The following is a 15,282-nucleotide window of genomic DNA, read 5'->3' on the forward strand; positions in this document are numbered from 1 at the left end:
CCATTAACGTTTTGAACGTGCTCGTTTGCCACGCCAGTATTCATCCAAAAACCGTCTGTCGACATCATTACAAATGCCATAGTAGATTTTGCCGTTCCGCCCCATCACAAACGGGTCTTGCTGACAGTATTCATCCTTCCCAACTTGATACCCAGCCTCGTAAGCAGCAAACTGGGCTGAAGTCAATTCCGCTACTTTCTGCGTCAGCTTACCTTCCGGTTCGATAACATACCCTTTGAGTGCCCACTGCTGACCAAACGCTTGCCAGCTTTGTTCACTTCCCTCTACCGGTGGCTGAAGCTGGACACATCCGGCTAGCAGTACCAAGCCGATGGCGGCCAAGATTCTCATCGCCTCTCTCCTTTTATTCTCATAGTGAGTATACGAGAAAATCCGACCTTTCGATTACCAAAAAAAACGGAGCCCTATCGGCTCCGCTGTGTTTAATCGACTTCAAACTGATACAGGAAAGTCACCGAACTGTACAGGCCGGAGACAGCTTCGACATAGAAGTCTTCGATAATACGATAGCGAACGGTAAACTCACCCAATGAGTTAAATATGCCTACTCCATATTTGACCTGAAGTCCCGGTAATATATATCCACTGACCGTTACTTGTGACTCCTGACCGCTTCCTGCCGTGTCCAACTGCAGATCCTGTACGCCAAAAGCCTGACCCAGTTCTCCGACGACTTTACCGCTTCGTGCCAGACTCAAGCCAATTAAGGTGGTCGTCAGCGCATTGCCCCCGGTCTCACCATCGATATCCTGACCACGTAACAGGTAGGACAGTGCATTTGCCTGTGGCATCGTTGGATCAGAGAATATCTCCACTCTTGGCTCGCTGGCCAACCCGGTTACTTTCACTCCGGCTTTCACGTCATCAGCCGTTGTATCCGGGTTGCGTACTGCCGTGATATTGACATAAGGTTGATCTACAGGCCCTGTCATCAAGATCTTCCCCTCTTCTATCAGTAGATCCTGACCAAACGAGCTGTAAGAACCATTGACAATATTGACTTCACCCTGAACAAACGGACCCTGATCTTTTTGAGAAACATGCAACTTGCCCTGCAATCCCCCTTTCAAACCGAAGGCTGAGATCCTAAAGTCGTTGCCAATAGAGATAGAGACGTCCGTTTCGATATTGAACGGTACCGCTCTTTCTTCATTAATTGGCGTCATATCCGGATTCAATAACACCTGATCACCGGACACCGCGACCGCACTCTGAGGCAGTTGCTCAACCAGTATACGTCCCCAGGGCAAGTTGATGTTCCCCGTGACTTTTGCCAACGTCGGCGTGGCTTCTATGGTCATATCCGGAATCACCTTCACTTTGACCATAGGGGGTACATTCACATTCAACTCATCCGCAAAGACACGTAATTTTGTACGCCAGGCTTTTAGATCTTGCCAATTCCCGTCACCATTGAGCTTCAACTCACCATCACTGGTCTGAATACTGGCATCCAATTTGGCATCGTAACCATTAAAGGCAATATCAATATCGCCTGAATCCACTTGTATGGGTGAGATATCGCCGTGTAACAGCAAATCGGACACCGAAAAACGTCCGAATATCTGGGGATGCAGCACATTCCCTTTGATTCGGATACTGGAGTCCAAATTGGCTTTGACCTGATTAAACTCTCCAACAATGGGCTGTAAGAAATCGAGGTTAAACGTGGAAAGATTCAACTCCCCATCAAGCTGTTTCTGCTCGGCAAACACATCCGGTAGCATCAGCTGACCGGATAAGTCTCCATTATCAGTGACATCAACTATCCAACTGGCTTGCAGTTTGTCATTGGCCAGATTGGCTTTGACATTCACTTTGTCCCACCCCACCACCAGCGGAATATCCAAAGACTGAGTCACGGTGCCTTTTGGTAGAGCCACATCCAGTTTAACTTCTGGAGAGGTTTCCGGTGCCCACCTGGCCCAGGCTGTGATATTGGCACTACCCTTAAGCTTCGTCTCCTTTGGAAGATAAGCTTTGATTTGCTCAAAGTCGAAGTTCTTAACCGTCACCAAAGCCTCACCAGAGTTGCCCGCCTGTATGTCTTTTTCCAGACATACTCTGGAGTCAGCTTGCGCCCAACAGTGAGCGGAGACATCTGCAATCTGCTTGTCGACATCAACCTTAATATCTATGGGATCCACCAAGTCGAGTGGTCCCTGCTCCGTTTCAATATGCACATTCGACAGCTCTCCCTGCCAAACCAGTGACGGTTTCTCACTAAGCATACCTTTCAGGGAAATATTGGTAGACAACAGGCTGGAAACCATGTCCAGCGTCAAAGTGTGCTCTGCCTGCGTACCGGTGAGGTCAACCGTTAAACGGTCCACCGTATGCTCTTGATACCGGATACCAGAAGACTGAATACGGATGTCAGCCTGCGCACTCGTCAGTGGAAGCGGTTGCGCCTGACCGGACAACGTCAGTGTCTCAACACTGGCCTCCTGCTTCCAACGCACTTTTTCCGCCGTAATGTCGGTACTAATGTCCGGTTCAAGCATGGCCCCTGACAACTGAACCCGGCCCTGAAGCAAACCTGACACATCAGGAACTGAGCTACTTAATTCTGGAAAATCAATAGATAGGCTCATATCCCAATCTTTGTTAAGACGTCCCTGGGCACTAAGTGAATTAGGACCATGAGCAACGGACAACCCTTGAGTTTCGACCTGATATTCCCCTTTGCCCGTCACATCCGAGGCATCAAGCTGACCCTGGACATTCAAGGGGTACTCCCGCAAAACACCGACAATATCCAGAGTTGGCACTTCAACCTGCCACCCACCGGTATCGGTTAACGCACCAGACGTCACAATATGACCACTGATGTCCCCTTCAGCTTCCGGCCACTGCAATCCTGGCTGGATATGTGTGAGCTGAAGATCACCCTGCCAATTAACCGGCGATTCCCAGTTCGCCATGACTTGTCCTGCCACGTTGCCACCTAGGGTATCGACTGACAATTCGCTCAGCGCAATGTGTTTAAGATCGCCACTTCCTTTCAGTGTTACCGCAACATCTGGGATCGGGGTCCCCGAGGCTTGCGCTTTCAGAGACACATCATAACCATCCAATGACCCTGAGGCTGATAAGTTGTCTATCTGCAACTGGTAGTCACTGTCTCCTTTGAGCGGCCAACTCGCCTTAGCATCTGAGAGAATGGCATCGAATGGCAACGTCGGTTGCAAAGGTTGAATATCCCCTTTCAGCACCCCGGCAACGACCCCGGAAAACTCACCATCCAGAGACAGTGAGTCGACACTGCCATTGGCTTTCAGGACCAAATGTTGTCCGGCCAGTTCAGTCTGTTTTAAGTGAGCCCGCAAATACAGATCCAATGGGTAACCTTGTATCAGCGAGATATTGCCATTTAACGATGCCTCGATCTGAGGCATTACCAGCTCTAAATTATCGACATGAACATCGTGCTCGCCAGCCCGACCGACCAATTTGAGCTTATCGACAACGATAGGCTCTGCCTGATCCAACTTAAAATCGCGAATTTCAATCCCAGCAATTTTAACAAACAAAGGGATCAACACGTCAGGCAAGATGACAGCTTGCGATTCCTCACTGCTACTCACAGCCGGCTCGGGTTCTACTAAGTCCGGATCGGCTGGTACGAGTTTGACAACGGGTGAGGTTAACAAGGTATCGCCTAACGACAGGTTAGAGCCTGTCATCGAAAACGACGTCTTAAACGTATCCCAGGCCACTTTTGTACCCAGAATATCGAGATCAATGTCATTGAAAGACACTTTGCCAACCGCAATAGGCAGTGGCACCGTGATCGATGTCAGAGGTTCACTGGGTTCCGCTGAAGACTCACTGGGTGGTAGCTGTGGCATGCTGAAATTCAGGCCCTGAATCGCCAGTTCATTAATACACACGCGGGGATCGGACAGACAGTTCAAATCCACTGCCAGTGTCAATGATTGCGCATCGAGATCAATGAACAGATCCGGATCGGCAAACTTGACTTGATTGAGAGTAAAACGTGGGAACAGCGCACCTTGAGTATCGCCCACTTCTAACTGAGGCAAAGCTTTGTTCACGCCCCATAGAATGGTATTCAGCCCCGGATTGGTGAAGAGGGCAAACGCCAACGCCGCCAGAATCAATATAGTCAGGGTGACGATGCCGATAGAAAACCACTTGGTAAATCGCCAAACTTTTAACATCATAGCTCTGGCCCCAAACTGAAGTGTATACGCCACTCGGCTTGCGGTTTTTTGTCCAAACCTTTGGCGTAATCGAATTTAACCGGTCCCACTGGCGACACCCAACGTATTCCGAAACCTGCACCACGCTTCCATTCCGGTGTGTCATCAAACGCATCACCCACGTCATAAAAGGCCGCCCCCCACCAGTTGCCAGTAATTCGATACTGGTATTCCAGGGTGCTGGTTGCAATATACTGACCACCGGTCTTATTGCCTGCATCATCGACGGGCGAAATGCTCTCATAGTCGTAACCACGTATACTATTGTCACCACCAGCGTAGAAACGCAGTGAAGGGGACAACTTGCTCGGGTCATCGGCAATATTGGCGCCGACGTCCACTTTAAACAGACCACGGTGGTTCTCACCAATACTGGAGATCCAGGTTGAGGTGCCCCTCAGTCTGAACAGTGACGTTTCAGAGAACGCGTTTTTATCGCCCACTTCAAACATAATGGTTTGCTTGTTGCCACTCATTGGCAGAACGCCGCCCCGAGATCGGACCCGTGAGTAAGAAATCCCGGGAAGTACAAATTGACCTAACTCGCCTTGCGCATTGAACTCATAATTTTCAATAAGATAACGAATATAAGCGGTGCGATGCCAACCGCTGTCCAGTACCCAGTGTCGCTCGAGCGCCAAGTTTGACTCCAGGGTCTTTTTGTCACTTCGGTCGACGTTTTTCAGGCCGTATTGAATGAGGTAATAATCTTTAAGCACGTCATCAAGCGGGATCTTGTAACTAGCCGTGACCTGTTGTTCCGGAATGGACAAATCCAGGCTGGTATTAAAACTATGTCCGTGTTCATTGAGCCAGGGCTTTTTCCATTTGAATTTTACCTTAACACCCACGTCCGTTGAGTAACCCAAACCAGTCTCGAACTGGTTTTTGACCTGCGGCGCCAGTGATACTTTCATTGGCAGTTCACGCCCCTGTCCCACCTGACTCAAGTCAGGCTCAACGAATACCGAAGAAAACCACTCGGTATTAGACAGGTTCTGGTTGTGTTCGCCTACTTTGGCGACCTGATAGTTATCGCCGGTTTTGTAAGGTTGAAGAGACTGCACTTTCTGGATATCGATTTGACTGCCAGTAATGGTCGCTTCACCAAATTGATAGCGGATGCCACTGTTATAATGCAGGCGCACAAACGCCTGATTAAGCTCAGGCACCACTTCCAACCGGCTAAGCTCATAAGCGCCATCAAAGTAGCCCTTCTGCAACGACAAGTTCCGAATACTGGACTTCAATCCATCATATTGACTGTGATTCAGGCGCCGGCCTTCCTTAACAGGAGACAAACGGATAAGGCGCAGGAAGTCTTCATCGTGTCTCGCTTCCCCCTGAATCTCGATATCAACCAGTTTTATCAGTGTAGCGGGGCCCGGATTGACTTGCGCAGTGAGTACATCCCCTTTGTCACTGACCGAGAAGTCGATCGAGGGATTGTAGTAGCCCAGAGCATTTAGAGCTGCGGTAATTTCTTTGGTCAGCCGAGACTGAAAACGCAATGACGTGGAATACTCACCAGAGGCTATAGCTGAGACATACGCATCCACATTGTCTTTCAGCGCTCCACTGAGACCTGAAATGTCCAAAGACACATTGTCGTCTGCAAAGGTATAACCAGACGACAGGATCAGAATTAGCGGTGGTAAAACTCTCTTTATCATGCTTTATTGTTGAGACTGTGATGCGTTGTTATTGTTGTTACTCAGAATGATAACCCCGTTCAATTTAGAAGTCTGTAGGTAACAACACACATGAATACATATTGCTGTTATTTTTCATGCAATTCGGACATAGCGCACCAGCAATGTTAGTCGACAAGAGGAATCTTTAATGCGAAAAACGGATATGATTTCGGCCGATCAGGCATTACCGGGAAGAGCGACCGCTATCGCCCAAATGGAGCCGCACTTCATTAACCAAACCGATCTGTCCGCTCCATTACTGCCTCATGAAGAATGTATCGTACTGGGGTTAGGATGCTTCTGGGGTGCGGAACGCTTATTCTGGCAACTAGATGGCGTGATTTCGACATCAGTAGGCTACGCTGGTGGCTATACATCAAACCCAACCTATGAAGAAGTATGCTCTGGCCTGACCGGACATACCGAAGTAGTCAGAGTGGTGTTTGATCCACAAATCATCTCGCTACAACAGATACTCCGTGTCTTTTGGGAAAAGCACGATCCCACTCAGGGCATGCGTCAGGGCGGTGACATTGGTACTCAATATCGTTCGGCCATCTACACCTTAACGGCGGAACAACAGACCGTTGCCAAAGCCACAATGGAACGATATCAAGAGGCTCTGGGAGCGGAGCACGTCATCACTACAGAGATTCAGTCACTACCCAACTACTATTTTGCCGAGGTGTATCATCAACAGTATCTGGCCAAGAATCCGGACGGTTACTGCGGGATTGGTGGCACTGGCGTTTGCTTCCCACCTCAGTAATCGGGTTCCAGCAACGTAACAACGCCCTTGCCTGCTGGCAGGGGCGTTTGTCAAATCTTGCTCATTGTGATGGCGCTTTTCTCTACGACTCAGTTACGCCGCGACGGCGAGAGCCGCTATCTCCCCATTAATTTCTTTATAAGCATCCAGCTTTTGCTTATCTTCCACTTCCGGTAATAGCACCTTGCCATTATCAAAACGGAATAAGCCAATTCCGGCGATAAAAAACTGCCCTTTAAAAAGAGTCTTTACAAACTTAGCGATCTGTCTTGGACGATAGACAGCGAATTTTCGCAGCATAACCTAACCTCAATATCCGTTTGAGTACAACATCATGTCTTTTGCTTTATGCGAGTGATTTCGCAATATTTTTTTGTTTTCGTCTGCAATTATACTGCAAAACTCAAAAGACACAAAACGCATTTAACAACTTTGCAACAAACTATAAATTACTGGTATGCTTGCTATGATTTTATCAAGTTAGGGACATCTCTTGGTCAAATCATCAAAACATCGTTGTGGTTACCACACGCTTAACCTATGGTAGCCACCCCAATTAAGCAATGGAAACAATTATAATGAATCTAAAGCCTCTCCTAACTCTAGCCATGCTATGTTTACCTACAATTGCTATGGCCACCAACTTACAAGTGGGTAGCAATGCCCGTTCCGTCTCTGTCAAGGATCACGGTGAGATCGTCCTAAAGGATGGCGCCGTTGATTATCAGGCATGGACCAGCCAGGATATGCAGGGCAAAGTGCGTGTCATTCAGGCCATCGCTGGACGCAGCAGCGCCAAAGAGATGAATGCACCGTTGATGAGTGCCATTACTGCAGCAAAATTTCCGGAAGACCAATATCAGACGACGACCATTATCAACCAGGATGATGCCATCTGGGGAACAGGTTCATTTGTTAAGTCTTCGGCAGAAGACAGTAAGCAAGAGTTTCCCTGGTCATCCATGGTACTCGACAAACACGGTCTGGTCGCCAGCGCCTGGCAATTGCAGGAAGAAAGCTCTGCGATCATTGTTCAGGACAAACAAGGAACAATTCTTTACGTCAAACAGGGCGTCCTGAGCGACAGCGAAGTGGAAAACGTGCTTGCTATGATTCGCGACAACCTATAACGCCAAGCGATATAAACACAGAGAGTTTGCTCTCTGTGTTTGCTTACTATCCAAAACCTCGTGCCAATTCTCGTTTACGCTGGAAAATAATCCTCATTGTTATAGTATAACAATCCACTACTGAACGAGAACCAGTCGCATGTCGCTCATTTCATCAATACATCCCAAGCTGAAACTTCGCTTTGCGCTGAGCTTGGCTGCTTTGCTGCTTGCTTTGAATGCAGTGGCACTGGAGCACAGCTACGATGTAAAGAGTGATCATCATGAACACCAGTGTTCCCTTTTCAGTAAAGGCACCCATTCCCTCACGACCGATTCACCTTGCCTCATCCCATCGCGTTTAACTGAACCGCCGCGGATTACCCAAAGTAACGGTATTGTTGATGTTAAACCACAAGTCATTTTCGCTCGTGCTCCCCCTCGAAATGGCGACGCAGCAAAATTCACCTATTGTTAGAACATATAAGATTTGAGGAAACAGCATGAAATTGCACCTAACACTTGTCGCGGGCCTTATGGCGTCCCAGTTCGCGGTAGCAGAAGATAACTTCCGTCAACACGATGCTCACGTACACGGCCATGTAGAATTTAACATTGCACAAGATGGCCAGGACTTGTTGATAGAAATCACGGCTCCGGGTGCCGATGTGGTGGGGTTTGAACACTCACCAAAAACCGATGCGGAGAAAGCAAAACTAGAGGCTGCAACGTCGACACTATTGAATGTGGCAACCCTGTTTGATATTCCTGCGGCGGCAGGCTGTAAAGTCGTGGACGCCCATGTCGAGCATAGCCTGAATCGCGATAGTGAGCACGAAGACCACGACGATCATGGTCACCACGATGATGGTCACCACGATGATGATAAACATCATGACGAACATGATCACCATGACGAGTATAAGGATCATGATGATCATAAAGCTCACGATGATCACAAAGCTCATGATGATCACCATGACCATAATGATGGCCATGGTGAATTCAGTGCGCAATACCAGTTCAGCTGTGCAGACTTTAGCAAAGTGAATCAAATCGACAGCCAATGGTTCAAGCACTTCCCTGCTACTGAAAAAGTGTCTGTCAATCTACTGACTGACCAAACCCAATCAGCCACAGAGCTGACTTCAGGTAGCAGCACTATTAAATTCTGATCGTCCTGCCCTAAGGTGATGACACACGCCTTAGGGCATTTTCTGAAGAGAACAGTATGGCTAGAGTAATTGAACTCAAAGACGTCACGTTTCAGTGGCACCCAGATCAATCCCCGACGTTGAATATTCCTTCCCTTCACATTGAGCAAGGGGAACACCTGTTTCTTAAAGGCCCCAGTGGTTGCGGTAAGTCCACTCTGCTCGGGCTTCTCACGGGCATCAATACTGCCACATCCGGAGAAATCTTTGCGCTCGGTAATAACTTAAAGTCGCTTTCTGCCAGTGCACGGGATAAATTTCGGGCTGACCATATCGGTTATATATTTCAACAATTTAATCTGCTTCCCTACCTCTCCGTGATAGACAATGTCACCTTACCCTGCCAGTTTTCTGCGCGACGGAAAAACAAAGTAACCGGCTCATTGCGGGATGAGGCAAAGCACCTACTCAGTCACCTTAGGCTGCCAGAAGCCTTATGGAGCAAACCAGTCATTGAGCTTAGTATTGGTCAGCAGCAACGCGTTGCCGCCGCCCGTGCGCTGATTGGGCAACCCGAATTCCTGATTGCCGATGAGCCTACTTCTGCTCTGGATCATGACAACCGAGAAGCATTCATAGAATTGTTGATGGAGCAAGCGAACCGGGCTCAATCGACGCTGATCTTTGTCAGTCACGATCCCACACTGGAGTCACTATTCTCCCGCACAGAGAATCTTCAGGATATCAATCAGGTAGGGGCAATATTATGAGCATCACCTTCAAACTGGCGTGGAAGAGTCTGTTAAACAGAAAAACAACCGCCATGCTCACCATACTGACTGTGGCAATTTCTGTGATTCTATTGATGGGAGTCGAGCGCATTCGTACTCAGGCCAAAAGCAGTTTTGCCAATACCATTTCCGGAACAGACCTAATCGTTGGAGGACGCTCAGGCCAGGTAAATTTGCTGCTTTACTCTGTGTTTCGAATTGGCAACGCCACCAACAACATCGACTGGAAAAGCTTCAAAGAATTCAGCGCTCACCGTTCAGTAGACTGGGCGATTCCCATTTCACTGGGAGACTCCCACAAGGGCTTTCGTGTGATGGGGACCAATCACAGTTACTTCGAACACTATCGATATGGGCAAAAGCAGAATCTGACGCTGGCCTCTGGCCGAGAGTTTGATGGATTGTTCGAGACCGTATTGGGTGCCGATGTTGCCAAATCTCTGGGTTACGATATCGGCAGTGACATCATAATTGCTCACGGTATCAGTGATGTGGGTTTCAGTCGCCACGACAACCTGCCGTTTACGGTCGTAGGCATTCTGGCACCAACGGGTACCCCTGTCGACAAAACCGTTCACGTTTCTCTGGAAGCCATCGAAGCCATACACGTTGGTTGGGAATCGGGCGCCAACCTTGGCAATACGCCGACCAAAAAACAACTTGAACAGTTTGACTTTCAGCCAAAGCAGATCACAGCGATGATGATAGGCCTGAAAAGTAAGATTCAGACCTTTGCTCTACAGAGGCAAATCAACACCTATAAACAGGAGCCACTTAGTGCCATCCTTCCGGGGGTCGCCTTACATGAATTGTGGGGCATGATGAGCGTGGCAGAACAAGCCCTTTTGGTGGTATCCATCTTTGTTGTGGTCGCGGGACTAATGGGGATGCTCTCGAGTCTGCTCACCAGCTTACAGGAACGACGCCGAGAAATGGCCATTCTCAGAGCCATGGGGGCCAGGCCACGCCATGTCTTTACGCTGTTAGTTAGTGAGGCGACCGTGCTTACCAGCATAGGTATCCTATGTGGTGTGGTGGGCATGTACACCATGCTTGCCGTCGCCGCCCCCATCATTAGTGCAAATTATGGTATAAATATCGCCTTGTCGGGTATCACATCTCATGAGTGGATGCTTCTAGGATTCGTTCAAGTGGCTGGAATTGTGATTGGATTCTTCCCGGCATTGCGTGCATACCGCCAGTCATTAAGCGATGGTATGACAATCCGAATTTAGTGAGAACAACATGAAAACACTGCATAAACTGTTTTATATCCTGATGCTGTCTCTGGGGATATTCACGCCTCAGGTCGCATTGGCAGAATCAGAAGCCGACCTCCTCAAACTGGACTGGATCGATCTCATTCCAGAAAAAGAAAGGAATCAATTTGACGCCATGGGGATGCCTGCGGTTGATCACTCCGGAGACGTCATGGCACAGTCTAAAGTGGGTACAGTGCGTCAGGAATTAAATGGCAGTACGGTGAAAATTCCTGGGTTTGTAATTCCACTTGAAGGGGATGAAGATACCGTCACTGAGTTCTTATTAGTGCCCTATTTTGGAGCCTGTATTCACGTGCCGCCACCTCCGCCGAATCAAATCGTTTATGTAAAATTTGCAGAAGGCGCCCCGGTTCACCGCTTATGGGATGTGATCTACGTGGTGGGGACGTTGAAAACGGAAACCATCAACTCTGAGCTGGCAGAAACCGGCTACCTCATTGATGGAATCCGAATCGAAGATTACGACGATTACGACGATTACGACGAAAACTAGGATGCACGCAGCATTGTGCGCAAATGTCGAAAAGTAAACAATTCGTTAACAGTGTTAGCTTGTCACTTAGCTGATAAACGTGGAGAGATACGCTAACACTCCAATGTAAACACAAAGCAGTAACGCGACTGACACGTGTTTTTTAACTTTATTTTCTTCCGAGTGCCTCATAAAGCCCTCCTTAACTAGCCCTTTAAATTTAACAAACTCTTATCATTTAGCCCAGCCTTTTTTACAATCATCTGTACGTTATTGTTAAATCGGAAAATAGCTCACACAAATAGTTCTAGTCACCACCGAAAATTCCCGCTAAATTGGTGAACTTATACTCACATTGACATAATATCGCGACAAGTTGTTCCGCTTTGTTGTGTAATCACCCATGATCCTTGCTACTGTTTGAGCCTGTTTTATGAGCAAACCTGCTGTCGATACCACCTCCACCATTACAGAGACCGCTTCGCACACTGAATCTGGCCAGAAAAAAACACATCATATGAAAGACAGTGGCAGCCGTATTCGCGCCATTGCTCGAGCGCACAGCCTTGATGCACTGATCGCAGAAGAAACCCCGAGCAAAACCTTATTTGAACGGGCGATGATCAGAGAAAAGCAGAGCAAGGAACAGCGTCAAAAAAACCTTGAGCAAATCGTCAAGGCCGCTCTGGGGTCCTGTAAAAATGAGGTGGCCGGGGAACCGGATTTTGACTGGTTGGTGCGGTACTTCGATATGGCCAAGGAAATCCACAACAGCTCAATGCAAAAGTTGTGGGCACAGGTACTGAAAAGAGAAGTCACCAATCCGGGCTCAACATCACTAAAGGCACTGAAAACCTTACGGGATATGACACCAAAAGAAGCACAGACGTTGCAGCGTGCGGCGTCTTTGGCGTGCAGTTTTGGCACCGATACCAGCCGGAAACTGCTGCTGGGCATTCGTCATCAGTCCGGACTTTTTAGCTTTTCGAAACGAGAAAGCCTTGATGAGTTGAGTTTAGGCGAATTTCAGCTTCCCTATTCCAGTCTTCTGCTGTTGGTGGAACTGGGGATTTTATTGACCAGCGAACTGGTTTCGGGCGAAATAGCCAAAGAGCCGGCATTAAAGCTCAGCTATCAGGGTAAAGAAATGACCTTACAACCTAAATATAAGGGCATCACACTGACTTACTATCGCTTTACGCCAGCTGGCAACGAGCTATGTCAGTTACTCGGTAACCGACCCAACCATCAGTATCAGGAAAAGCTACTTGAATTACTCAATCGCAAATTTACCGTGAAAGGCGACATAGCCAGCTCATTTCACCATACCGTTTAGCCAATCACGCCTTGTGCGCGAAGCACGCTTAGACACTGTTCCACCAGCTCAGCAACCGAGTGTTCGTCTGCCTTCAAGTGGATTTCCGGTTTCTCCGGCTGCTCATACTCAGAATCGATTCCGGTAAAGTTCGGGATCTCACCAGCTCGGGCTTTTTTGTACAAACCCTTAGGATCGCGAGATTCGCACACCGCCAGACTAGCATCGACAAAGACCTCCAGAAACTCCCCCTGAGGCAACAACTCTCTAACCAGAGCACGCTCTGCACGATGAGGAGAGATAAACGCAGACAGTACAATCAGTCCCGCATCTGCCATCAGTTTAGTCAACTCCCCTACCCGTCGGATATTCTCTCTTCTATCCTGCTGGGAGAACCCCAGATCCCGGCACAGGCCGTGTCTGACATTGTCACCATCCAACAGATAGGTGTGATAGCCCTGATTGACAAGCTCCGTTTCTAATGCACCCGCAACCGTTGATTTCCCCGCACCGGAAAGGCCAGTGAACCACAACACGACGGGCTGTTGGCTTTTTAGCTGTGCTCGCTCCGCTTTGGTCACATTGTGTTGATGCCATATTACATTGTCATCTTTTTCGATTGCAGCAGTTGTCACCACACTGTTTGACATATTAAATCCTTTCATAAACATCGGTTAAAACGGGAAAAAGTAAGGGATCAGCGTCAATACCAATACCGAGTAGACGATGGAGATGGGAATACCGATTCGCATATAGTCTTTCAGTTGGTAATTCCCCACGCTGTACACCAGAAGATTGGTCTGATAACCATAAGGGGAGACAAAACTGGCACTGGCTCCGAACAGCACCGCCATAATAAACGGCATAGGATCCACACCATAACCCACAGCCATACTGTAGCCGATGGGAAACGCCAGAGCAGCAGCGGCATTATTGGTGACGAGCTCGGTAAGCACTAAAGTCACTAAGTAAGTAGCCACTAACGCGCCAAACACCCCCCAGCCATTAAACAGTTCGATAAACATATCACCCATGCGCGCAGACAAGCCGGTGGATATCATCAACTGAGCTATAGAGAGTGCAGAGCCAACAATCACCACAATGTCAGTTGGAAAACGACGTCGTAGTTCACCAATATTCACAATACCAAACGCCAGTACGGCAATCAGGTACAGTGCTAACCCTTTGATAATGGGCAGAACGTGAGTAAGCGCTAACCCAATAACCGCAACGAAACCGATTAATACGTAACTTGATTTGGCAAAATCCAGTCTGGCACTGGAGTCCAGATCATTTACCAGTACAAATTCTTTACGGTGCTTGCGACGCTCGGTCTCAAAACGCTTACCGGGTGCCAGTACCAGCGTATCACCGGCCTGAAGCAGAATATTGCCCAGACCGCCTTCGAGTCTTTCGTGTCCGCGCCTTATCGCGACCACAACCGCATCGAAACGATCTCGGAACTGGCTTGATTTAAGCGTCTTATTGCAAAACGTCGCCGAAGAGCTAACCACCACTTCCAATAAATTCTGCCCGTTGAGGTGATGCTGTCCAAAGAACGTCAAGCCCTGGATTTCCTGTAAGGTGGCCACACTTTCGACATCCCCACAAAACAGCAGGCGATCTTTGGCCTGCAACACAAAGTGAGGGTCGACCGAGGCCAACGTCTCGCCATCTCTAACCACCTCAGCAAGAAACAGTTTACGTAGTGCCCTGAGGTTGTTCTGTGAAATGCTGCGCCCCACCAGAGGAGAGCCCGGCTCGACTCGTGCCTCCAGAAAGTACGGCAGTTCATCCTGACTGGCATCATCGTAATTTGGTAGCAGATAGCTGAGTGGGATCAGCACCAATACGCCCCCTACCAGCACACTGAGTCCAATCCAGGTCGGTGCAAAAAAATCCAGACTGGGCAAGCCGACATCTTCAACGAAACTATTGATGATCAGGTTGGTTGACGTACCAATCAGCGTCAGCGTGCCACCGAGAATTGCTGCATAAGAAAGTGGAATCAACAACTTGGATGGAGCGTGGCGCTGATTGCGTTTGATTGCCCCAATCAAGGAGACGACCACGGCGGTATTGTTGGTAAACGACGACAATAGCGCCGTTGAGACACCAAGCTTGGCCACCACCGCCCCCAGGCGTCCTGTCGCTATGCTACGACTGACCCAACTGATCAAACGTGTCTTCTCCAGTGCCGTTGAAGATAAGATCAACAGCACCAGTGTCAGCAACGACGAATTGGTAAAATTGGTTGCGATAGCATTGAGCTCAATCATTCCCGAGATGAACGCCAAAAACGCAGCACCAGCAAAAATAAAGCTCGGTTTAATTTGGGTTGCTATTAAGCAAGCGATGATAGACATCAACAATGCAAGCACCACTCCTTGTTCCCACATTTACCTCATCCTTATTGCTGAGTACTACGTTTCATTATTCGTACTACTA

Annotated in this window: 14 protein-coding genes; 8 read left to right on the forward strand and 6 right to left on the reverse strand. The window is 48.4% G+C overall.

Translation table 11 applies throughout. The features are described 5' to 3' along the window. Positions 1 to 3: 3 nt before the first annotated feature. The 3 genes from C4S60_RS18185 to tamA all read right to left on the reverse strand — a co-directional run bounded on the left by C4S60_RS18185 (position 4) and on the right by tamA (position 5,920). Positions 4 to 351 carry a DUF2799 domain-containing protein gene (locus C4S60_RS18185; RefSeq protein ID WP_103881783.1) on the reverse strand — a complete coding sequence of 116 codons (348 nt, stop codon included), beginning with the start codon at positions 349 to 351 and terminating at the stop codon, positions 4 to 6. A 92-nt stretch (positions 352 to 443) separates the two neighbouring features. Further along, a complete protein-coding gene (tamB, locus tag C4S60_RS18190) occupies positions 444 to 4,205 on the reverse strand; it encodes an autotransporter assembly complex protein TamB (RefSeq protein WP_167390998.1) in 3,762 nt (1,253 codons plus the stop codon). Then, complete coding sequence (gene tamA, locus C4S60_RS18195) at positions 4,205 to 5,920, reverse strand: autotransporter assembly complex protein TamA (RefSeq protein ID WP_103881785.1); 1,716 nt, start codon at positions 5,918 to 5,920, stop codon at positions 4,205 to 4,207. Before tamA ends, tamB begins: the two co-directional genes overlap by 1 nt. Before the next feature lie 169 nt (positions 5,921 to 6,089). On the opposite strand from tamA, the gene msrA reads away from it, so the two are divergent. Further along, entirely contained in the window at positions 6,090 to 6,710 is a 621-nt protein-coding gene (gene msrA, locus C4S60_RS18200; protein WP_103881786.1) for a peptide-methionine (S)-S-oxide reductase MsrA, read from the forward strand. 93 nt (positions 6,711 to 6,803) lie between these two features. On the opposite strand, the gene C4S60_RS18205 is transcribed toward msrA, so the two are convergent. Next, complete coding sequence (locus C4S60_RS18205; RefSeq protein WP_103881787.1) at positions 6,804 to 7,010, reverse strand: DUF1107 domain-containing protein; 207 nt, start codon at positions 7,008 to 7,010, stop codon at positions 6,804 to 6,806. A 278-nt stretch (positions 7,011 to 7,288) separates the two neighbouring features. On the opposite strand from C4S60_RS18205, the gene C4S60_RS18210 reads away from it, so the two are divergent. The 7 genes from C4S60_RS18210 (at position 7,289) to C4S60_RS18240 (ending at position 12,855) form a co-directional block, all read left to right on the forward strand. Continuing rightward, the gene (locus C4S60_RS18210) at positions 7,289 to 7,840 is read left to right on the forward strand and encodes a YtfJ family protein (RefSeq protein WP_103881788.1); all 552 of its coding nucleotides are present in this window, start codon (positions 7,289 to 7,291) and stop codon (positions 7,838 to 7,840) included. Between the two features lie 139 nt (positions 7,841 to 7,979). Then, positions 7,980 to 8,297, forward strand: a complete 318-nt coding sequence (locus C4S60_RS18215) for a DUF2607 family protein (protein ID WP_103881789.1) — start codon at positions 7,980 to 7,982, stop codon at positions 8,295 to 8,297. A gap of 25 nt (positions 8,298 to 8,322) precedes the next feature. Further along, positions 8,323 to 8,994 (forward strand): zinc uptake protein ZrgA, encoded by a 672-nt coding sequence (zrgA, locus tag C4S60_RS18220; protein WP_103881790.1) that lies wholly within the window; start codon positions 8,323 to 8,325, stop codon positions 8,992 to 8,994. A gap of 56 nt (positions 8,995 to 9,050) precedes the next feature. Then, positions 9,051 to 9,743 (forward strand): ABC transporter ATP-binding protein, encoded by a 693-nt coding sequence (locus tag C4S60_RS18225; protein WP_103881791.1) that lies wholly within the window; start codon positions 9,051 to 9,053, stop codon positions 9,741 to 9,743. Beyond that, positions 9,740 to 10,999, forward strand: a complete 1,260-nt coding sequence (locus C4S60_RS18230; protein ID WP_103881792.1) for an ABC transporter permease — start codon at positions 9,740 to 9,742, stop codon at positions 10,997 to 10,999. The genes C4S60_RS18225 and C4S60_RS18230 overlap by 4 nt, the downstream gene beginning before the upstream one ends. A 43-nt stretch (positions 11,000 to 11,042) precedes the next feature. Further along, positions 11,043 to 11,540, forward strand: coding sequence for a DUF3299 domain-containing protein (locus tag C4S60_RS18235; RefSeq protein ID WP_244183140.1), 498 nt, complete (start codon positions 11,043 to 11,045; stop codon positions 11,538 to 11,540). A gap of 412 nt (positions 11,541 to 11,952) precedes the next feature. Then, entirely contained in the window at positions 11,953 to 12,855 is a 903-nt protein-coding gene (locus tag C4S60_RS18240; RefSeq protein WP_103881794.1) for a TIGR03899 family protein, read from the forward strand. Here C4S60_RS18240 and cysC read toward each other — a convergent pair. Further along, complete coding sequence (gene cysC, locus C4S60_RS18245) at positions 12,852 to 13,484, reverse strand: adenylyl-sulfate kinase (RefSeq protein ID WP_103881795.1); 633 nt, start codon at positions 13,482 to 13,484, stop codon at positions 12,852 to 12,854. The genes C4S60_RS18240 and cysC overlap by 4 nt on opposite strands. A gap of 24 nt (positions 13,485 to 13,508) precedes the next feature. After that, a complete protein-coding gene (locus C4S60_RS18250; protein ID WP_103881796.1) occupies positions 13,509 to 15,233 on the reverse strand; it encodes an SLC13 family permease in 1,725 nt (574 codons plus the stop codon). Positions 15,234 to 15,282 lie beyond the last annotated feature (49 nt).

This window comes from Vibrio hangzhouensis, assembly GCF_900107935.1.
GTDB lineage: Bacteria > Pseudomonadota > Gammaproteobacteria > Enterobacterales > Vibrionaceae > Vibrio > Vibrio hangzhouensis.

Coding starts and splice junctions, on each gene's coding strand:
- C4S60_RS18250 (WP_103881796.1), bottom strand. CDS start 15,233: ATGTGGGAACAAGGAGTGGTGCTTGCATTGTTGATGTCTATCATCGCT.
- msrA (WP_103881786.1), top strand. CDS start 6,090: ATGCGAAAAACGGATATGATTTCGGCCGATCAGGCATTACCGGGAAGA.
- C4S60_RS18185 (WP_103881783.1), bottom strand. CDS start 351: ATGAGAATCTTGGCCGCCATCGGCTTGGTACTGCTAGCCGGATGTGTC.
- tamA (WP_103881785.1), bottom strand. CDS start 5,920: ATGATAAAGAGAGTTTTACCACCGCTAATTCTGATCCTGTCGTCTGGT.
- C4S60_RS18225 (WP_103881791.1), top strand. CDS start 9,051: ATGGCTAGAGTAATTGAACTCAAAGACGTCACGTTTCAGTGGCACCCA.
- cysC (WP_103881795.1), bottom strand. CDS start 13,484: ATGTCAAACAGTGTGGTGACAACTGCTGCAATCGAAAAAGATGACAAT.
- C4S60_RS18210 (WP_103881788.1), top strand. CDS start 7,289: ATGAATCTAAAGCCTCTCCTAACTCTAGCCATGCTATGTTTACCTACA.
- C4S60_RS18235 (WP_244183140.1), top strand. CDS start 11,043: ATGCTGTCTCTGGGGATATTCACGCCTCAGGTCGCATTGGCAGAATCA.
- C4S60_RS18230 (WP_103881792.1), top strand. CDS start 9,740: ATGAGCATCACCTTCAAACTGGCGTGGAAGAGTCTGTTAAACAGAAAA.
- C4S60_RS18215 (WP_103881789.1), top strand. CDS start 7,980: ATGTCGCTCATTTCATCAATACATCCCAAGCTGAAACTTCGCTTTGCG.
- C4S60_RS18205 (WP_103881787.1), bottom strand. CDS start 7,010: ATGCTGCGAAAATTCGCTGTCTATCGTCCAAGACAGATCGCTAAGTTT.
- tamB (WP_167390998.1), bottom strand. CDS start 4,205: ATGTTAAAAGTTTGGCGATTTACCAAGTGGTTTTCTATCGGCATCGTC.
- C4S60_RS18240 (WP_103881794.1), top strand. CDS start 11,953: ATGAGCAAACCTGCTGTCGATACCACCTCCACCATTACAGAGACCGCT.
- zrgA (WP_103881790.1), top strand. CDS start 8,323: ATGAAATTGCACCTAACACTTGTCGCGGGCCTTATGGCGTCCCAGTTC.